Below are 19,227 nucleotides of genomic sequence, written 5' to 3' on the forward strand. Positions count from 1 at the left end.
CCCAGCCACAGCACCGGCACTCCCAACTCCACCCCGGCGCCTGGTGGCTCTGGTCCCTGGCCCTCGGCACAGCCGCCACCCGCACCACCAACCCCCTCCTCCTCACCCTCCTCATCACCGTCTCCGCCTACGTCGTGGCGACCCGCCGCCCCCACACCCCCTGGTCCCGCTCCTACGGCGCCTTCCTCAAACTCGCCCTGGCCGTCATCCTCATCCGCCTCACCTTCGCCGTGATCCTCGGCTCCCCCATCCCCGGCACGCACACCCTCATCCACCTCCCCGAAGTCCCCCTCCCCCACTGGGCCCAGGGCATCCGCCTCGGCGGCAAGGTCACCGCCGAAGCCCTCACCTTCGCCCTGTACGACGCCCTCCGCCTCGCCACCCTCCTCATCTGCGTAGGCGCCGCGAACGCCCTCGCCAACCCCTCCCGCCTCCTCAAATCGCTCCCCGGCGCCCTGTACGAACTCGGCGTGGCCGTCGTCGTGGCCCTCACCTTCGCGCCCCACCTGATCGCCGACGTCCAGCGCCTGCGCGCCGCCCGCCGGCTGCGGGGCCGGCACGACAAGGGCATACGCGGCCTGCTCCAGGTCGGACTCCCGGTCCTGGAGGGCGCGTTGGAGCGCTCGGTCGCCCTCGCCGCCGCGATGGACGCCCGCGGATACGGCCGTACCGCCCAGGTACCTCCCGCCGTCCGCCGTACCACCGCCGCCCTCACCCTCGGCGGTCTGCTCGGCGTCTGCGCCGGAACGTACGGACTGCTCACCGCCGAGGGCGGCACCTACGGCCTGCCCGTCCTCCTCGCCGGTGTCGCCGCCGCCCTCGCGGGCCTGTGGCTCGGCGGCCGGCGCACCCTGCGCACCCGCTACCGCCCGGACCCCTGGGACATCCGCGCCTGGCTGGTCACGGCGTCCGGAGTCGCCGTGGCCGCCCTCCTCACCCTCGCCGCCTCCCGCGACCCGGCGGCCCTGCACCCCGGCGTGGTCCCGCTCGTCGCGCCCACGCTCCCCCTGTGGCCGGCGGCGGCCGTCCTGATCGGCCTGCTCCCCGCCTTCATCACCCCCGCCCCCGAGCCCAAGCGCACGGACACCCGCAAGGAGCCGACGACGTGATCCGCTTCGAGAACGTGTCGGTGACGTACGACGGCGCACCCGAACCCGCCGTCCACGGCGTCGACTTCGAGGTCCCCGAGGGCGAACTGGTCCTGCTCGTCGGCCCGTCCGGCGTAGGCAAGTCGACGGTGCTGGGCGCGGTGAGCGGCCTGGTCCCGCACTTCACCGGCGGCACCCTGCACGGCAGGGTCACGGTCGCCGGCCGTGACACCCGTACCCACAAGCCGCGCGAACTCGCCGACGTCGTGGGGACGGTCGGCCAGGACCCGCTCTCCCACTTCGTGACGGACACGGTCGAGGACGAACTCGCCTACGGCATGGAGTCGCTGGGCGTCCCCCCGGCCGTGATGCGCCGCAGGGTCGAGGAGACCCTGGACCTCCTCGGCCTCGCCGATCTCCGCAACCGCCCCATCGCCACCCTCTCCGGCGGCCAGCGGCAGCGCGTGGCGATCGGCTCGGTCCTCACCCCGCACCCCCGGGTCCTGGTCCTCGACGAACCGACCTCCGCACTCGACCCCGCGGCGGCCGAGGAGGTCCTCGCGGTCCTCCAACGCCTGGTCCACGACCTGGGCACCACCGTCCTCATGGCCGAGCACCGCCTGGAACGCGTCATCCAGTACGCCGACCAGGTGGCCCTGCTGCCGGGCCCCGGCGAGCGGCCGTGGCTCGGCACCCCGTCGGAGGTGATGGCGGTCTCCCCCGTCCACCCCCCGGTGGTCGGCCTGGGCCGCCTGGCCGGCTGGTCCCCCCTCCCCCTGACGGTCCGCGACGCCCGACGCAGGGCGGGCCCGTTGCGCGACCGCCTCGCCGACAGGCGACCGCCCGCCCATGAGCCCGCGCCGCCGCCGACCGCCACCAGACGCCTGTTCCCGCGCAGGAAGCCCGACACCCCGGCTCCCGCCCACGTGGCCGAGGTCCGCTCCCTCGCGGTCCGCCGCGACCGCGTCCAGGCCCTGCGCGGGGTCGACCTGGCCGTCGTCCCCGGCGAGACGATCGCCCTCATGGGCCGCAACGGCGCCGGGAAGTCGACGCTGCTCAGCGCGCTCGTGGGCCTGGTCGCCCCCTCCTCGGGCTCGGTCCGCACCGGCGGCGCGGTCCCCCACCGCACCCGCCCCCGCGACCTGGTCCGCCGCGTCGGACTGGTCCCGCAGGAACCCCGTGACCTCCTGTACGCCGACACGGTCGCGGCGGAGTGCGCGGCCGCCGACGAGGACGCGGGCGCCGAGCCGGGCACCTGCCGCGCCCTGCTGACGGAGCTGCTCCCCTCGGTGGCCGACGACACCCACCCCCGTGACCTGTCCGAGGGGCAGCGCCTGACCCTCGCCCTGGCGGTCGTCCTGACCGCGCGCCCGCCCCTGCTCCTCCTCGACGAGCCGACCCGCGGCCTGGACTACGCGGCGAAGGCCCGCCTGGTGACGATCCTGCGCGGACTGGCCGCCGAGGGCCACGCGATCGTCATGGCCACGCACGACGTGGAACTGGCGGCGGAACTCGCCCACCGGGTGGTCCTGCTCGCCGAGGGCGAGGTGATCGCGGACGGCCCGGCGGCGGAGGTGGTCGTGACGTCCCCGTCCTTCGCCCCGCAGGTGGCGAAGATCCTCGCCCCGCAGCACTGGCTCACGGTCTCCCAGGTCCGGGAGGCACTGCGATGACCGCCGCCGAAAGCACGCCCACCCAGCGCCAGACCCGGGCCGTCCGCCTGGGCCCCCGCTCATGGGCGGCCCTCGCCCTGGTGAGCGCGGTGGGCGTGGCGGGCGTCGGCTGGCCCTTCCTCGCCCCGCCCGACTCCTCCGTGAACGCCCACGCCCAGGACGCACCGTGGCTCTTCGCGGGCCTCCTCGTCCTGCTGGTGGCGGTCGTGGCGGCGACGATCTCGGAATCGGGCCTGGGCCCGAAGTCGGTGGCGATGCTCGGCGTCCTCGCGGCGACGGGCGCGGCCCTGCGCCCCATCGGCGCGGGCACGGCCGGCCTGGAGCCCATGTTCTTCCTCATGGTCCTCAGCGGCCGGGTCCTCGGCCCGGGCTTCGGCTTCGTCCTCGGCTCGGTGACGATGTTCGCGTCCGCCCTGCTCACCGGTGGTGTCGGCCCCTGGCTGCCGTTCCAGATGCTGTCGATGGGCTGGTTCACGATGGGCGCGGCCCTGCTGCCGGGCGCCGACCGGCTGCGCGGGCGCGCGGAGCTCTGCCTGCTCGCGGTGTACGGCTTCCTGGCGGCCTTCGCCTACGGCACGGTGATGAACATGGCGGGCTGGCCCTTCATGTCCGCCCTGGCCTCGAACATCTCCTTCTCCCCCGACGCGTCGCTCCCCGCCAACCTGGCCCGTTTCCTGGCGTACTGCCTGGCCACGTCCCTCGGCTGGGACCTGGGCAGGGCCCTGGTCACGGTCGCCCTGACCCTCACCCTCGGCACCCCTGTCCTGAAGGCCCTGCGCCGCGCCACCCGCCGGGCGGCCTTCGAGGCGCCGGTCGCCTTCACGGACACCACTCGGTGAGCAGCCGCTCGCGCCCCGTGAACGAGTGGGTGAAGGACCCCACATGACCCGGGTCACATACGAAGCAGGGCCGTAGCCGGGCTCCCCGCGAGCGCTGCCGCGAACACCCCCATACCCCGTCCCCCACTGCGACCGCGCTTAGTAAAAGGGACCTTTGCGAGCAATGCCGGGATTTGTTTCCGTGGAGCGGTCGCCAGGCGCCGACGTCCCTCACGGGTCGCGGCGCCGACACATGCCCCCGCCGCACGACATCCGTACGGCACCGGGCGTACGGCGACCTCCCAGCTCCCGACCGAAAGGCCGCCTGTGTCCGCCGCTTACCTCCTCCGCACCGTCGCCACCCCGAAGAAGGCCCTCGCCGGCGCCGCCCTCGCGGCCGCCACCTGCGGCACCCTGATCGCCGCCGCGCCCGCCCAGGCCGCGACCACGACGAGCGCTTCCTCGGCCCAGGCGACCGCGAAGAAGATGATCGGCAACTCGGCCGAGTTCCAGTGCTTCTCGAAGATCGTCCAGCACGAGAGCAGCTGGAACCCCAGCGCCACCAACGCCTCCAGCGGCGCCTACGGCCTGGTCCAGGCCCTGCCCGCCTCCAAGATGGCCTCGGCCGGCTCCGACTGGAAGACCAACCCCGCCACCCAGATCAAGTGGGGTCTGGACTACATGAAGGACCGCTACGGCAGCGCCTGCGACGCCTGGTCCTTCTGGCAGGCCAACCACTGGTACTGACAGCACCACACCCCCATACCGAAGGCGGCGACCCCACGATCCCCGGGGCCGCCGCCTTCGTCATCCCGCCTCGGTCCTCAGTGCTCGCAGAGGGAGAATTCCCGCTCGTAGAGCTGCTCGTTGTGTTCGTCGACGAAGAACTTGCGTTCCCGCATGAGTTCTTCGCGGTAGCCCTTGGCCTGTTCGAGCGTCATGGTCGAGGTGTCGGACCACGGTTGCTGCGGTGGCACATCGGAGGTCGAGACGATCTTTTCCGACGGGTCGACCAGGAAGAACGCGAGAATCTTGCGATGTCCAGGGCGGGTGGGGTCCGCGAGGCGGAACGAGCCGACGCGGTGCTGCAGGACGTTCGGGAACGCCAGGCAGCGGCCCGTCGGCGTCGACGCCGATCCCAGCACCTGGTTCAGCGCGTCCTCGTTCTCCAGGCCGTAGACCTCGCGCATGCCGTTGTCGTCGTTCTGCTCGTAGCGCGGGTCGTCGAGCGCCGCCCGGAAACTCAGCCGGCTCTCGGTGATGTTCTCGCTGTCCCAGTAGTAGATGCCGGTCGAGACGATCCGCTCGTTCAGCATCCCCTCGACATGCCAGGAGCCGCCTTGGTACTCGGGCTTGTCCGGGGTGAGGTGAATGGTGGCGAGCTTGACGATGACCTGGAGACGACGGCCGCGCAGGTCGACCCGGTCGGAGTCGTCGGGCGGCTCGGGCGGGGTGAAGTCCGGGGCGTCCGGGACGACCGGGCGGCGGTTCTCCCACCACTCGTCCATGGCCGTTTCGTACGCGTCGTAGGCCTCGTCGTCATCGTCGTCGGGTTCGACCGGCTCGTTCGGGTCCTCGTCGTACCAGGAGTAGGGGTCGGCCTTGATCCGCAGGGGGCGCGGGTGGCGCAGATCGGTGAGCACGTTCTCCAGCAGCGGGCGGAAGCGCGCGAACAGGTCCGGCAGGACGGAGGCCAGTTCGTGATGGGTCTCGGGATGGACGTTGTTGACGTACGAACGGAAGGCGACGTCTCCGTCGTCATTGACGTCGACGTCCGTGGGCAGCCACTGGAACCTCTCCGAGAACTCGTACTTCGAGTAGCGGTCCGTAGAGTTCCGCCAAGCCCGCTCGGGCGCCCCGCTCACCTCTCTCACCAGGCAGAACAGTGAGGGATGCACCAGATCCAGGACCTGGCCGTCGGATCCGGGATGCCAGTCCCGCTCTGCTTCGGGGACCTGCTCCAGAACCCGGACCGCCTCGCGCAACCGGGACCTGAGCTTGTCGTCGACCAGTGTGTCCGACTGCCACACCCCGTCGACGGCGGACACCTCGACGCCGGTTCGCCCGTCCCGCAGCGCGGCGTAATGCCGGAGTTCGTCGAGCACGTAACGAACCTGCGCTTCGGTGAGACCCTGGGCGAGCGCCTCCCGCGTCCACCTGGCGACGATGTCGGCGTCGTTCATCTTGTCGAACCACTCCGGCTTCGCCCGGATGTGCGAGCTGCACCGCATCATCTCAAGTTCCCGCAGTGTCCGGGGCTTCGCGAACGATATGGAACGGGAAGCGTGAAAGGGCAGCGGGAAAGCGGACAGGCCGGTCAATTCTCTTGGTCCTCACGGTCGGTGTGCGGTGGCGGGAAGAATACTTCAGCGGACTGACACCGCAGCCGTGGTCGCGTGCTGCCCGGTTCGCGACCACCGGTTCGCGACCAGGAGAGGGACCGGCGCTGTGCCCTGCTGTCGCCGCGGCTGTCGGGCGGGGTGCGGGTGAAGGCGGCCGACGGGTACCGGATCAGCCCGGAGTACGGTCCTTCGCCGGCGTCGACGGCTCGCTGCCGAGCTCGGCGGCGGCCACGACCGTACGGGCGCGCGGGCCCTGGAGCAGGTACGTCAGTCCGAAGCCGGCGCCGACGACGACCGCGCCGCCGGCCGCGTCCAGGATCCAGTGGTTGCCGGTGGTGACGATCGCGGAGGCCGTGAACAGGGGGTGGAGGAGACCGAGGGCCTTCATCCACGGCTTCGGCGCGATGACCGCGATCACCAGTCCGCACCACAGGGACCAGCCGAAGTGCAGCGACGGCATCGCCGCGTACTGGTTGGTGAGGCGGGTGAGGGTGCCGTAGTCGGGCTGGGTGAAGTCCTGGACGCCGTGGACCGTGTCGACGATGCCGAGGCCGGGCATCAGACGGGGCGGGGCGAGCGGGTAGAGCCAGAAGCCGACCAGGGCGAGGAGGGTGGCGAAGCCCAGGCTCGCGCGGGCCCAGCGGTAGTCGACGGGGCGGCGCCAGTACAGCAGGCCGAGGACGGTCAGCGGGACGACGAAGTGGAACGACGTGTAGTAGAAGTCGAAGAACTCCCGCAGCCAGCCGATCTTCACCACGGCGTGGTTGACGGCGTGCTCGATGTCCATGTGGAGCAGGCGTTCGAGGTCGAGGATCTGCTGTCCGTGTTCCTCGGCGCGGACGCGGCCCGCCGAGTTGCTGCCACCGGTCACGGCGAGGCGGACCTGGGCGTACGCGGTGTAGGTGACGCGGATCAGCAGGATCTCGAGCAGGAGGTTCGGGCGGATGAGCACCCGGCGCAGGAACGGCAGCAGCGGGACGAACCCGAAGCGGGCCGGGACGGGCGGGGCGTACGGGGTCGGGACCGGGGCGCGGAAGTACGGCGAGCCGCGGGAGAGGAAGGGGACCGCGGTGGCGGCGGCCAGGGCGGCCAGGAGGACGGTGTTGTCGCGCAGCGGGTGCAGGAACGCCATGTTCGGCAGCATCGTCTTCGCCGGCAGCGTCATCACCAGGACGACGGCGACGGGCCACACCAGGCGGTCGCGGGCGCGTCTGCCGGCCCGGCCGACGGCGGCGAGCAGCACCCACAGCAGTTGGTGCTGCCACGCGGTCGGGGCGACCACGATGGCGGCGCAGCCGGTGACGGCGACCGCGAGCAGGAGCTGGCCGTCGTGGGCGTAGCGCACCGCGCGGCGCAGGGCGAGGGTCACGACCGCGGCGCCGAGCAGCAGGAAGAGGCCGATCTCCAGCGGGCCCCGGAGTCCGAGGCGGAGCAGGGCGCCGTGCAGGGACTGGTTGGCGAGGTCGTCGGCGGGGCCGCCGAGGCCGGTGCCCGCCAGGTGGTGCACCCAGTAGGTGTGGGAGTCGCGCGGCATCGCGGCCCAGGCGAGCGCGGTGGCCGTGGCGAAGGTGACGCCCGTGGCGGCGGCGGCCCGGCGGCGGCCGGTGAACCACAGCAGCGGGGCGAAGAGGAGGAGGGTGGGCTGGAGGGCGGCGGCGGCACCGGTCAGTACGCCACTGACGCGCTGTCCCCGCGCGACGAAGCAGCCCAGCAGGACGAGCAGGACCGGGATGATGCTGGTCTGGCCGAGCCAGAGGGTGCTGCGCACCGGCAGGGACAGCATGAGCAGGCTGATGGCGACGGGCCCGGCGAGGAGCGCGGTGCGGCGGCCGACCGGCTGGGGCAGGGCGCGGGCGGCGGTCAGTCCGAGGGCGACGACCAGGAGCAGGGTGCCGAAGGTCCAGCCCCAGCCGAGGGCCTGTTCGGCGGGGCGGGTGAGGGGTTTGAGGACGAGCCCGCTGAAGGGGGTGCCGGTGAACCGGGTGGAGTCGTAGAGGGAGCCGCTGACGTGCAGGACGCCCTCGGGGCCCACCCAGGTCTCCAGGGCGGTCAGCCGTTCCCCGCTCGGTGTGGTGAGGACGACGGCGACCTGGCGTGCGGCGAGGACGGTGGCCAGCAGCCACAGGGCCAGGCGCGCGGCGCGCAGCCGTGCCCGGGTGCCGCCGGCGGCTGTCGCCCCGAGAGCCTCCGCCGGTCGCTCACTGCGCTCCGCGTTCGCCACGCCTCGCCGACCTCCCGCCCCGTTCCGCTCCGCGCGTCCCGTGCGTGGGGATTCGCTCGCGAACCCGGTGGGGCTCGCCCGCCCCTGGACAGAGACGCGGGAAACCGCGGCCCCACCTGACGTCATTCTCACTTTTGTCCGGATGACGATAGTCCGTGGGGGATCGCGCTGTCCGCGAATGACGCGAGAAGGGTCACAACGGACCACTGGACGGGGCGCACCCAGCGGGGCTGCGCTCCTGCGTACACCACATTTATGTGCAGTATGCAGCTATTCGCATACCGCCCGTAGAGGGGCCAAGTGCGCCTATCGTCGTTCTCTTCGGACCGCCCGACAGCGCCGCCGCGCGGACCCGCCCCTGTCCCCGTCGAAAGGTAGGCGAGCGAAGTTTTGACGACTGCCACGGTCGCCGCTCCCCCGTCCACGCGGAAGGCCTCCCCGGAGGCCGGCGCCGCGCACACCCCCGCCCCCACCGTCACCGACCCCGCGCTCGTCCGGCGCGCCGTGAAGGCGGCGGCGCTCGGCAACGCGATGGAATGGTTCGACTTCGGTGTCTACAGCTACATCGCGGTCACGCTGGGCAAGGTCTTCTTCCCCTCGGGCAACCCCACCGCCCAGCTCCTGTCCACGTTCGGCGCCTTCGCCGCGGCCTTCCTGGTCCGCCCGCTCGGCGGCATGGTCTTCGGCCCGCTCGGCGACCGCGTGGGGCGACAGAAGGTCCTCGCCCTCACCATGATCATGATGGCGGCGGGCACCTTCGCCATCGGCCTGATCCCGTCCTACGCCGCGATCGGCGTCGGCGCCCCGATCCTGCTGCTGGCGGCCCGGCTGGTGCAGGGCTTCTCCACCGGCGGCGAGTACGCCGGCGCGTCCACCTTCATCGCCGAGTACGCCCCCGACAAGCGGCGCGGCTTCCTCGGCAGCTGGCTGGAGTTCGGCACCCTCGCCGGGTACATCGGCGGCGCGGGCCTGGTCACCCTGATGACCGCGCTGCTGTCGTCGGACGACCTGCTCTCCTGGGGCTGGCGGATCCCGTTCCTGATCGCGGGCCCGATGGGCATCATCGGCCTCTATCTGCGGATGCGCCTGGAGGAGACCCCGGCGTTCGCGGCCGAGGTCGCCAAGGCCGAGAGCGAACGCCCGAAGGTGCCGCTGCGGGAGATGGTGACCGGCCAGTGGCGCGCGCTGCTGCTGTGCGTGGGCCTGGTGCTGGTCTTCAACGTCACCGACTACATGCTGCTGTCGTACATGCCGAGCTACCTCACCAGTGAGCTGGGGTACGACGCCACGCACGGCCTGGTCGTCGTGCTCGGCGTGATGGTGCTGATGATGATCGTCCAGCCGTTCGCCGGCGCGCTGACCGACCGGGTCGGCCGCCGTCCGGTGATCGCGGCCGGCTGCGCCGGGTTCCTGGTGCTGTCCGTGCCGGCGCTGCTGCTGATCCGCGACGGCGGTCTGCTCGCGGTCGCCGTCGGCATGGGCGCGCTCGGCCTGCTCCTGGTCTGCTTCACCGCGGCCATGCCGTCCGCGCTGCCCGCGCTGTTCCCGACCCGGGTGCGCTACGGCTCGCTGTCGATCGGCTTCAACGTCTCGGTGTCCCTGTTCGGCGGCACCACCCCGCTGGTGGTCACGGCCCTGATCGGCGCGACCGGCGACATGATGATGCCCGCCTACTACATGATGGCGGCGGCCGTGATCGGCGGTTTCGCGGTGTGGCGCATGGCCGAGTCGGCGGGCCGCCCGCTGCCGGGGTCGGCGCCGTCACTGGAGGCCGAGGCGGCCGGGACACACCGGGAGAACGCCTGACGGGGAGCGGAGGCACGGCGTATCTTCCTCAGCGGCACTAGTTAGACAGGCTAACCAGCCGTACGGAAGGTACAGGTGCATGAGCGAGTCGCAGCTCTGGCAGAAGGTGGACGACTACTTCACCGGCCGCCTCCTGCCCGACGCCCCCGACGACGCCCTGGCGGCGGCCCTGCGCGACAGCGACGCCGCCGGGCTCCCGCCGATCGCCGTCTCGGCCCTGCAGGGCAAGCTGCTCCAGCTCCTCGCCCAGTTGCAGGGGGCCAGGAACATCCTGGAGATCGGCACGCTCGGCGGCTACAGCACCATCTGGCTGGGCCGCGCCCTCCCCGCCGACGGGCGGCTGGTCTCCCTGGAGTACGACCCCGGCCACGCCGAGGTCGCCGTCCGCAACATCGCCCGCGCGGGGCTCGACAAGCAGGTCGAGGTGCGGGTGGGCGCGGCGCTGGAGTCGCTGCCCCGGCTGGCCGACGAGAACCCGCCGCCGTTCGACGTGGTCTTCATCGACGCCGACAAGGTGAACAACCCGCACTACATGGAGTGGGCGCTCAAGCTGACCAGCACGGGCAGCCTGATCATCCTCGACAACGTGGTGCGCGGCGGCCGGGTGGCCGACCCGGACAACACCGACCCGGACGTGCTGGGCACCCGAGCCGCCCTCGACCTGATCGGCAGCCACCCCCGGCTGAGCGGTACTGCGATCCAGACGGTCGGCGCCAAGGACTACGACGGCTTCGCGCTGGCCCGGGTGCTGGCGTGAGCCCGTGCTTCCGGGCCGCGTGTCTCAGACCTCGTGGTAGAAGCCCACGTTGACGCTGCGCGGGGCGGTGCGGTCCTGGACGACGACCTCGCCGCTGCCTCCCCGGGGCAGCGCCACGGTGCCGCCGTAGGTGACGGGGTGGGCGTACTCGCCGATGGTCAGCCGCACCTCGGAGGACGGCTCGGGCAGGGAGCCGCGCAGCCAGGTCAGCTGCCAGGTCCCGTCCGGCGCGCACTGGAACTCCAGGTGGACCCGCGAGACGAACAGCCAGTCGTCCGGCGTGGAGAGCCGGCACAGGGACTTGTCCCGGCCCACCCGCAGCACGGTGCCCGGCTCGCTGGGCGCGTCGGCCATGAGCATGCCGGCCGTGGCGCCCGCTTCCGCCGCGGACACCGCGGCCATGGTGAGTTCGAGCACGTGGGCTCCTCCTGAGACGTCCTGGCGGACCGGAGAGGCCCGGCCCCGCTGCCGCCGAATGATAAAACGCCCGGCTCCACGGCGTCCGGCACAATGGCCTCATGACCGAGCGAAAGCCACCCGGCGTCGACTTCGAGTCCTGGGTCGACAAGCAGATCCGCGATGCCGAGGCCCGCGGCGAGTTCGAGCAGTTGGCGGGGGTGGGCAAGCCGCTCCCCCGCGAGGTCGAGACCACCTACGACGAACTGTGGTGGGTCAAGCGGAAGATGGCCCGCGAGGGCTTCTCGGTGCTGCCGCCGACGCTGGCCCTGCGCAAGGAGGCCGAGGACGCGCTGGAGGCGGCCCTCGCGGCGCCCTCGGAACGGATCGTGCGGAAGATCCTCACGGAGATCAACGCGAAGATCAGCGACATGATGTTCAAGCCGCCGCCCGGCCCCCCGCTGGGCAAGAAGCCGTACGACGTCGAGGACGTCGTACGGCAGTGGCGGGAGCGCCGGGCGGCGGCGGGCGGGTCGGACGGCTCAAGCGTGTAGCAGCCGTTCCGCCAGCTCGCGGTAGTCCCGCAGGGCGAGCCGCAGTTGCTCGGTGTCGGTCGCGGTCCCGCTCGTTTCGGCGCCGTCGGTCTGCCAGGACCGCCGCAGGGTACGGCGCCGCTCGTTCACCGCGTCCGTGAAGCGCGCGGTGAGTTCCTCCAGCGCGCGATCGGCCTCCTGCACGGCGTCCCGCGGCGCGTCGACGAACCCGGCCACGGCGTGCTGCAACCGCGCCGTGAGCTTGTCGGTGTCGTCGAGCCGGAGGAGACGGGCGGCAGGAGTCCGGTCGGCGTCGTGGTGCGGACCGGTACCGGTGCCTGCGGAGATCCGGTCACCGTCGTGGTGCGGACCGGTGCCGGTGCCCGTGGGGGTCCGGTCACTGTCGTGGTGCGGACCGGTGCCGGTGCCCGTGGGGGTCCGGTCGGCGTCGTGGTGCGTGCCGGTGCCGACAGGGGCGGTGGTGTCGGGTTTCGGGCGTGCGGCGGGCGGCGGGCCCTCGCCGTCGGGGGCGGTGCGGCCGGTTTCCTCGCGGGCGCCGAAGCCGCTGCCGCGGGCTCCCGTGTCACCCGTGTCAGGGGCGTCACCCCAGGCACCGGGAGCGGTGCGGCCGACTTCCTCGCGGGCGCCGAAGCCGCGTGCACCCGTGTCCGGGGCACCGCCCCGGGCACCGGGAACCGAGGCCTCGCCCAGGGGGCCGGGGGACGTGCGGCCGGCACCTTCACGGGTGCCGAAGCCTCGGGCGCCCGGGTCCGGGGCGTCGCTCCGGGCGTCGGGGGCTGAGGCGTCGCCCCGGGTGCCGGGGGCGGTGCGGTGCCCCTCAACGGGCGGGGTGTCGTCGGGGCGTCGGGTCGCGTCGGTCATCGGTCAGCTCTCCTTCGCCTGGTGCCGGTGGAACAACGACGGTGTGCGGTGGCCACGGTCGGCGGCCGGGGACGTACGGTCGCCGTCCGCGCCGGCACGGTGGCGTCCGGCCTCGTGCCGGGACGGGCGCACCAGTTCCTCGAACAGCGCGCGGGCCTCGACGACGGCCTCGCGCATCTCCTCGGTGCCCGCACCACCGTCGTGCGCGCCGTTCGCGCGGGCCTGCGCCACCCGGTGCACGCGCCGGTAGCCCTCGACATGGTGGGCGTGGTGCACGGACAGCGCGGCGAGCTGTTCCTCGTAGTGCCCGTCGGCGGGGAAGCCACGGGCGGCGGCGAGTTCGGCGATCAGCCGGTCCGCCTCGGCGACCGCGTCGCGCGGCGCGTCGACGAACCGCTCCTGGACGGCCGTCCAGCGCACCTCGTACCTCTCCCGCTCGGTGGGCTCCAACGGCCGTACGCGCAGGTCGCCGTGGCGCTCCACGCGCTCGGCGAGCTCCCGCTCGGCGGCCTTGGTGTCCCCGTCGTGCCGGGCGACTGCACGGTCGTACTCGGGTCCGAAGCGCCGCTTCAGGCCGGTGCCGTGCCGCGGGCCGCGGGCGCGCAGGGTCAGCACGGCCGCGGCGGCGACAACGACCGCGACAATCACGATCAACGCAATGATCAGGCCAGTGGACATGGATGCCTTCCGGGTTCTCGGCCGGACCGGCACTCCTCTCGAGCCGGTTCGTCTTCCGGGTTGCCCGAAGGTTCACGCACAAACAGTTCGGGGCCGTCACGGTCCGCCACGGCTTATTCGCTTGCGGGCCCACCGGAGGACCCGCCGAGAATGCGGGCATGGTGTGGACCGTAGCCCCGGAACCGTACGACTCCCCCGTCGCCGCCGCGCTGTGGCGGGCGTACTACACGGAGGTCAGCGACCGCTGGTACCTGCTGCACGAGGGGCGGCGGACCGCCCCCGAGGAGCTGGAGCGGGAGATCGCCGCCGTGTCGGGGGCCGACCTCGCGCCGCCGGAGGGCCTGCTGCTGGTCGCGCGGTACGCGGGTGAGCCGGCCGGCAGTGCGGGCGTCCGGCTGCCGTCCGGTACGACGGCCGAGCTGACCCGGGTGTTCCTGTACGCGGGGATGCGGGGCAGGGGCGGGGCGGCGCTGCTGGTGCGGGCCGCCGAGGACGCGGCCCGCGCCTCGGGCGCCACCCGGATGGTCCTGGACACGCGCGGGGACCTCGTCGAGGCACGGGCGCTGTACGCCCGGCTCGGCTACGCGGAGACCGAGCCGCACAATGCCGACCCTTACGCCGAGCACTGGTTCGCCAAGGAGCTGGGCTGAGGAACTGGGCTGAGGAACTGGGCTGAGGAACTGGGCTGAGGACGCGCCTCAGCCGGTCCGGGTCACCGCCCGTTCGTCGTGCGGGCGTTCGCTCCGGGAGCCGCACAGCTCGTCGTTCAGTTCGTGCACCAGCCGCACCAGGTCGGTCGGGCGGTCCGGCCCCCACCAGTCGCCGAGCAGTTCGGCCAGCGACTCCTCGCGGGCCCGCGCCAGCCGCTCCGTCACCTCGCGCCCCTCGTCGGTGAGCACCATGTCGAGGCCCCGGCGCACGGCGAGGTGCCGTATCTCGGCCTGGCGGGCGGCCTCGAGGACGACGTTCAGCGGGATGGGGCTGCGTTCGGCGAGCCGGGCCGGTTCCACCGAGCCGTGTTTCCTGATGCGCAGCAGCAGCCAGCTCGTCGCGGGCAGCAGGTCGTAGCCCGCGCGGTCGGTGATCTTCCGGTAGATCTCGCGGCGTCCCTCGCGGGTGCCGAGCACCGACAGCGCGCGGCACACCTCGTCGTACGAGGACCGCTCGACGGGGTTGCTGGCGAGCGTCTCGGTGACGTCGGGCGCGGTGACCGAGGCGCGCAGCCGGTCCTCCTTGAGGAACCAGGCCAGCGCGAATCCGAGGAGGGCGATGGGTACGGCGTACAGGAAGACGTCGGTGATGGCGGTGGCGTACGCGTCGAGCGCCGGCGGGCGCAGGGCGGACGGCAGGGCGGCGATGCCGCGCGGGTCGGCCTCCAGGGAGTCGGCGGAGACGCCGGGCGGGAGCTGCGCCCCCCGGAAGGCGTCGGTGAGCTCGCTGCCGAGACGGCTCGCGAAGATCGTGCCGAAGATGGCGACGCCGAACGAGGCTCCGATGGAGCGGAAGAAGGTCGCGCCGGAGGTGGCGACGCCGAGATCCTCGTAGGGGACGGCGTTCTGCACGATCAGCACCAGGACCTGCATCACCAGGCCGAGTCCGAGGCCGAAGACGAAGAAGTAGGCGCTCATCTCGGCGGTGGAGCTGTCCGCGTCGAGCTGGTGGAGCAGCAGCAGCCCGAGGGTGGTGACGGCGGTGCCGGCGATCGGGAACACCTTCCAGCGGCCGGTGCGGCTGACGATCTGGCCGGAACCGGTGGAGGACAGCAGCATGCCGGCCACCATCGGCAGCATGTGCACGCCGGACATGGTGGGGGTGACGCCTTGGACCACCTGGAGGAAGGTCGGCAGGTAGGTCATCGCGCCGAACATGGCGAAGCCGATGATGAAGCTGATCACGGCGGAGAGCGTGAAGGTGCGCACCCGGAACAGCTTCAGCGGCAGCACCGGTTCGGCGGCCCGCCGCTCCACGGCCACGAAGGCCACGGCGAGGAGCGCGCCGAGCACCGCGAGCCCGATGATCTGCGGCGAGGCCCACTCCCAGGTGGTGCCGCCGAGGGAGGCGACCAGTACCAGGCAGGTGGCGACGGAGGCGATGAGGAAGGTGCCGAGGTAGTCGATGACGTGCTTGGTCCGCCGGCGCGGGATGTGCAACACCGCCGCGATCACGGCGAGCGCGACGATCCCGACGGGCAGGTTGATGTAGAACACCCAGCGCCAGCTCAGGTGCTGGGTGAACAGTCCGCCGAGCAGGGGTCCGAGGACGCTCGTCGCGCCGAACACCGCCCCGAACAGGCCCTGGTAGCGGCCGCGTTCGCGGGGCGGGACGAGGTCGCCGACGATCGCCATCGACAGCACGATCAGCCCGCCGCCGCCCAGGCCCTGGAGCGCGCGGAACGCGATGAGCTGGGGCATGTCCTGCGCCGCGCCGCACAGCGCGGAGCCCACCAGGAAGATCACGATGGCGGTCTGGAAGAGCTTCTTGCGCCCGTACTGGTCGCCGAGCTTGCCCCACAGCGGGGTCGCGGCGGTGGAGGCCAGCAGATACGCGGTGACCACCCAGGACAGGTGCTCCAGGCCGCCCAGTTCGCTGACGATGGTGGGCAGCGCGGTGGCGACGATGGTCTGGTCGAGGGCGGCGAGCAGCAGGCCGAGCAGCAGGGCGCCGATCGAGACCACGACGTTCCCGGACACGTGCTCCCGGTCGCCGCCGTCACGGCCGCCGCCGTCACGGCCGCCGGCGTCACGGCCCGGTGGTCCGGCGCCGGGGGCGGGCCCCGCGTTGCTCACCTTCGGCGTCGTACGGCGCGCGTCCCCGGCCATGAAGACCTCCACAGAAAACTGGTTCCACCGTCCATCGTGATCGGTGTGACCTGTTATGGCCTGTTGAGTCCTCCCGGAATTTTGGATTCCGGGGGCGCGCGGGCGGGGCTGTGAAGAAGATCTGCATAATCTCTGGAGTTCGCGAGGGGAGGGACGAACACGTGGAACAGCCGAACGGAAACCCGTGCCCGGAGTGCGGTGCGCCCAGAAACAGCGACAACACGCCGTCGTGCGCCTGCACCGCCCGTGCGTCCGACGCCCTGCGCGACGCCCGTACGGCGGAGGCGGCAGCCGCGGAGGACTTCGATCCGCTGCGCATACGGCCGTACGTCGAGCTGGACGGCGGGGCCGGGCGGAGTACGCCGGACGGGCCGATGGAGGCCGCCGGCGCGGCGGGGGCGTCCGCTCCGTCCGCGGAGGAGCCCGGCGCCTCGGGGGCGGCCGACGAGACCATGACCCTGCGTGCCGTCCCGGCGGAGGCGGCGCCCGGCGCGGCGGACTCGACGTCCGTCCTCCCGACGCCGCTGGCGCCCGGGACGGCCCGGCCGAACGCCACCGATCTGCACCTGTTCGACACCACACGGCCCCTCGCGGCCGTCCCCGCCACGCCCGGCCCGGCGCGCGCCGACGAGGCACCGCCGCACCGGCGCCGCCGCGGGGCGCTGCTCGCGGTCGCCGGGGCCGTGGTCATCGTGGTGGGGGCGGCGGGATGGGCGAGTGGAGTGTTCTCCTACGAGACGCCGTCCCGGGACAGCGCGGCACCGGAGGACATCAGGGCGAGCGTCCCGGACCCGTCGTCCTCCTCGCCCTCCGCGGAGCCGTCGACCAGCGCGTCCTCCGCCGCGCCGTCGTCGTCCGCCGCCCCGTCGGCCTCCCCGTCGGCGAGCGCGAGCGCGTCGGCCTCACCGTCACCGTCGGCGTCCACCACGTCGGCGAGCCCGTCGAAGTCCGCCGAACCGTCCTCGACCCCGACGACCACGGCACCGACCGACTCCGCCGAGGACACGGAGGAGGACGAAGCCGGCAGCACCGGCCCGGTACTGCGCCGCGGCGACCGCGGCACGGAGGTCGTCGAACTCCAGCTCCGCCTGAAGGAGAAGTGGCTCTACAACGACGACATCAACGGCCAGTTCAACCGCCGCTTGGAGGAAGCCCTGCGCAACTACCAGTGGTCCCGGGGCCTCCAGTCCGAACTGAGCGTCTACGGCCCGGAAACCCGGGCCCGCCTGGAGGCGGAAACCCAGGAGCCGTAACGCCCCTGGAGCCGCGCGGGGCCACAACCGGACCGTACGACGCCGGTGGCAAGCGGGAGAGCACCCGGCCCGCCGCCCCGCAAAGCCTCGCAAGCCATTACGCGCGAGGCCCACGCGGCGTCCGTCCATGGCAACCGGGAAAGCACCCGCCCGCCGCCCCGCAAGCAACTGCGGACGAAGCCCGCACGGTGCCACAACCGGCCCAGCACCGGACCGCACGACGCCCGCGGCAACCGGAAGAGGCTCCGCGAGGCCTCGGAGGCCGCTGCGGGCGGGGCCCGCGCGAGTCGCGGCCGTCCGGGCCCCGGGCCGTATCGTGACCGCGGCACGTCGGGTGGGTCGGGTACGGGCCGCGCCCCGGACGTGCCCGGCGCCGGAAGCCCGGGCCGTAAGGGCGCGGCCCCCTGAGACCTACTCCGTGATGTGCAACCGGATCGTGCCGTCGGCCGCGGCCTCCACCCGTACCTGGGTCAGGTCGCGTACGAGCGCGTCCGGGGTGTGGAAGCCAGCCCGGGGGCCGATTCCCACGACCCGCATCCCGGCCGCGCGGCCCGCGGCGATACCCGCGCCGGAGTCCTCGAAGACCACGCAGTCGGCCGGGTCGACGCCCAGTTCCGCCGCGCCCTTCAGGAAGCCCTCGGGGTCGGGCTTGCTCGCGCCGACGGACTCCGCCGTCACCCGCACGTCGGGCTGCTCCAGCCCGGCGGCGGCCATCCGCGCCGTCGACAGGGCGACGTCGGCGGAGGTCACGAGCGCGTGCGGCAGCCCCTTCAGGGAGGCGAGGAACGCGCGGGCGCCCGGTACCTCGACGACGCCCTCGGTGTCCGCGGTCTCCTCGGCGAGCATGCGGGCGTTGTCGGCGTGGTTCTGTTCCATCGGGCGGCCGGGCAGCAGCAGGGCCATCGAGGCGTATCCCTGGCGCCCGTGCACGACCTTCATGACCTCGTCGCCGTCGAGCCCGTTCCGGTCGGCCCAGCGCCGCCAGACGCGTTCGACGGAGGCGTCGGAGTTGACGAGGGTGCCGTCCATGTCCAGCAGGAGGGCGCGGGCGGTGAGTACGGCGGTGGCCGTCATCGGCAGCTCCAAGGCGCGGAGGAGGGGGCTTCGGGCGGGGTGGCCCGGGGGACAGAGTGACCCCGCCCGCCGGTCAGGGAAAACGGGCGGGAGCCACTTTGTTCATCCACGGTACAAAACAAACCCGGCATCCCGCCACCTCCTTCGCCGACCGTTCACCGACGTTTCGGCCCGCCGTCACCGCACAAGGCCCGCGCGGCGGGGCGTCACCCGGCGATCGCCTCCCACAGGCTCCACACGCCCAGACCCAGCATCAGCAGCGCCGCGATCTGCGTGATCAGCTTGAGCGGAACCCGCTTCATCAGCGCCTTTCCGCCGACGATGCCGAGCCCGGCGACCGCCCACAGCGCGAGCACCGCACCCAGGCCGACGGAGAGCGGGTCGTCGTAGCGGGCGGCGAGGTTGGCCGTCATGATCTGCGTCAGGTCGCCGAACTCGGCGACCAGGATCAGCATGAATCCGGCCCCGGAGACCTTCCAGAAGGACTGGTTCTCCGGCTTGCGGACCTCCTCCTCGTCCTCGTCCTTCTTCATCAGCAGCACCGCCGCGCCACCCAGGAAGAGCACACCGGTGATCGCGTGCACGATCTGCTGCGGCAGCAGCGTGAGCACGCTTCCGGCCGCCACCGCGAGCGCGACGTGCAGCGCGAAGGCGGCGGCGACGCCGGCGAAGACGTAGGAGGCGCGGTAGCGGGTGCCGAGGACGAGGCCGGCGAGCGCGGTCTTGTCCGGCAGTTCGGCGAGGAAGACGACGCCGAAGACGACGGCCGTCACGGTCAGGCTGATCAACGGTTCCTCAATCGGTCGGGACTGCCCCACCGAGAGTGCTGTGCGATTCCACGGGACACCTCGGCACGGCAGCACACGCGGCACCCGTGCCGTACGGCA

General features: G+C 72.7%; 17 protein-coding genes. 9 read left to right on the forward strand and 8 right to left on the reverse strand.

Translation table 11 applies throughout. From position 1 onward, the window contains the following. The first annotated feature begins 56 nt into the window (after window positions 1-56). The 4 genes from AMK33_RS27970 to AMK33_RS27985 all read left to right on the forward strand — a co-directional run bounded on the left by AMK33_RS27970 (window position 57) and on the right by AMK33_RS27985 (window position 4,326). Window positions 57-1,109, forward strand: coding sequence for an energy-coupling factor transporter transmembrane component T (locus AMK33_RS27970; RefSeq protein ID WP_073935803.1), 1,053 nt, complete (start codon window positions 57-59; stop codon window positions 1,107-1,109). Next, window positions 1,106-2,761: an ABC transporter ATP-binding protein gene (locus tag AMK33_RS27975; protein ID WP_073935741.1), complete on the forward strand. Its 1,656-nt coding sequence runs from the start codon at window positions 1,106-1,108 to the stop codon at window positions 2,759-2,761. The genes AMK33_RS27970 and AMK33_RS27975 overlap by 4 nt, the downstream gene beginning before the upstream one ends. Continuing rightward, complete coding sequence (locus tag AMK33_RS27980; RefSeq protein ID WP_073935742.1) at window positions 2,758-3,600, forward strand: ECF transporter S component; 843 nt, start codon at window positions 2,758-2,760, stop codon at window positions 3,598-3,600. Before AMK33_RS27975 ends, AMK33_RS27980 begins: the two co-directional genes overlap by 4 nt. 306 nt (window positions 3,601-3,906) lie before the next feature. Then, complete coding sequence (locus tag AMK33_RS27985; RefSeq protein WP_073935743.1) at window positions 3,907-4,326, forward strand: transglycosylase SLT domain-containing protein; 420 nt, start codon at window positions 3,907-3,909, stop codon at window positions 4,324-4,326. Between the two features lie 77 nt (window positions 4,327-4,403). Here the strand turns inward: AMK33_RS27985 and AMK33_RS27990 are convergent, their stop codons facing one another. Together AMK33_RS27990 and AMK33_RS27995 are read right to left on the reverse strand one after the other, a co-directional pair. Continuing rightward, the gene (locus AMK33_RS27990; protein ID WP_073935744.1) at window positions 4,404-5,900 is read right to left on the reverse strand and encodes a DUF4246 domain-containing protein; all 1,497 of its coding nucleotides are present in this window, start codon (window positions 5,898-5,900) and stop codon (window positions 4,404-4,406) included. A gap of 190 nt (window positions 5,901-6,090) precedes the next feature. Further along, entirely contained in the window at window positions 6,091-8,142 is a 2,052-nt protein-coding gene (locus tag AMK33_RS27995) for a bifunctional glycosyltransferase 87/phosphatase PAP2 family protein (protein ID WP_073935745.1), read from the reverse strand. Between the two features lie 390 nt (window positions 8,143-8,532). On the opposite strand from AMK33_RS27995, the gene proP reads away from it, so the two are divergent. After that, complete coding sequence (gene proP / locus AMK33_RS28000; RefSeq protein ID WP_073935746.1) at window positions 8,533-9,948, forward strand: glycine betaine/L-proline transporter ProP; 1,416 nt, start codon at window positions 8,533-8,535, stop codon at window positions 9,946-9,948. A 79-nt stretch (window positions 9,949-10,027) separates the two neighbouring features. Beyond that, window positions 10,028-10,705, forward strand: a complete 678-nt coding sequence (locus AMK33_RS28005) for an O-methyltransferase (protein WP_073935747.1) — start codon at window positions 10,028-10,030, stop codon at window positions 10,703-10,705. 24 nt (window positions 10,706-10,729) lie between these two features. Here AMK33_RS28005 and AMK33_RS28010 read toward each other — a convergent pair whose 3' ends face one another. Next, window positions 10,730-11,122, reverse strand: coding sequence for an FHA domain-containing protein (locus AMK33_RS28010; RefSeq protein WP_073935748.1), 393 nt, complete (start codon window positions 11,120-11,122; stop codon window positions 10,730-10,732). A gap of 101 nt (window positions 11,123-11,223) precedes the next feature. On the opposite strand from AMK33_RS28010, the gene AMK33_RS28015 reads away from it, so the two are divergent. Further along, the gene (locus AMK33_RS28015; RefSeq protein ID WP_073935749.1) at window positions 11,224-11,655 is read left to right on the forward strand and encodes a J-domain-containing protein; all 432 of its coding nucleotides are present in this window, start codon (window positions 11,224-11,226) and stop codon (window positions 11,653-11,655) included. Here the strand turns inward: AMK33_RS28015 and AMK33_RS45280 are convergent. Then, the gene (locus AMK33_RS45280; RefSeq protein ID WP_073935750.1) at window positions 11,644-12,516 is read right to left on the reverse strand and encodes a hypothetical protein; all 873 of its coding nucleotides are present in this window, start codon (window positions 12,514-12,516) and stop codon (window positions 11,644-11,646) included. The genes AMK33_RS28015 and AMK33_RS45280 overlap by 12 nt on opposite strands. A gap of 3 nt (window positions 12,517-12,519) precedes the next feature. Beyond that, window positions 12,520-13,194 (reverse strand): hypothetical protein, encoded by a 675-nt coding sequence (locus AMK33_RS28025; RefSeq protein ID WP_073935751.1) that lies wholly within the window; start codon window positions 13,192-13,194, stop codon window positions 12,520-12,522. A 158-nt stretch (window positions 13,195-13,352) separates the two neighbouring features. Between AMK33_RS28025 and AMK33_RS28030 the strand changes: the two genes are divergently transcribed. Further along, a complete protein-coding gene (locus AMK33_RS28030; RefSeq protein WP_073935752.1) occupies window positions 13,353-13,844 on the forward strand; it encodes a GNAT family N-acetyltransferase in 492 nt (163 codons plus the stop codon). A 48-nt stretch (window positions 13,845-13,892) separates the two neighbouring features. Here AMK33_RS28030 and AMK33_RS28035 read toward each other — a convergent pair whose 3' ends face one another. Then, a complete protein-coding gene (locus tag AMK33_RS28035; RefSeq protein WP_073935804.1) occupies window positions 13,893-16,013 on the reverse strand; it encodes an MDR family MFS transporter in 2,121 nt (706 codons plus the stop codon). A 161-nt stretch (window positions 16,014-16,174) separates the two neighbouring features. Here AMK33_RS28035 and AMK33_RS28040 point away from each other — a divergent pair, with 161 nt between their 5' ends. Then, complete coding sequence (locus AMK33_RS28040) at window positions 16,175-17,266, forward strand: peptidoglycan-binding domain-containing protein (protein ID WP_079194993.1); 1,092 nt, start codon at window positions 16,175-16,177, stop codon at window positions 17,264-17,266. A gap of 411 nt (window positions 17,267-17,677) precedes the next feature. On the opposite strand, the gene AMK33_RS28045 is transcribed toward AMK33_RS28040, so the two are convergent. Further along, window positions 17,678-18,340 (reverse strand): HAD-IA family hydrolase, encoded by a 663-nt coding sequence (locus AMK33_RS28045; protein WP_073935753.1) that lies wholly within the window; start codon window positions 18,338-18,340, stop codon window positions 17,678-17,680. 206 nt (window positions 18,341-18,546) lie between these two features. Further along, complete coding sequence (locus AMK33_RS28050) at window positions 18,547-19,128, reverse strand: TMEM165/GDT1 family protein (protein ID WP_073935754.1); 582 nt, start codon at window positions 19,126-19,128, stop codon at window positions 18,547-18,549. Between the last annotated feature and the right edge of the window lie 99 nt (window positions 19,129-19,227).

Source organism: Streptomyces sp. CB02400, assembly GCF_001905725.1.
Lineage (GTDB): Bacteria > Actinomycetota > Actinomycetes > Streptomycetales > Streptomycetaceae > Streptomyces > Streptomyces atrovirens.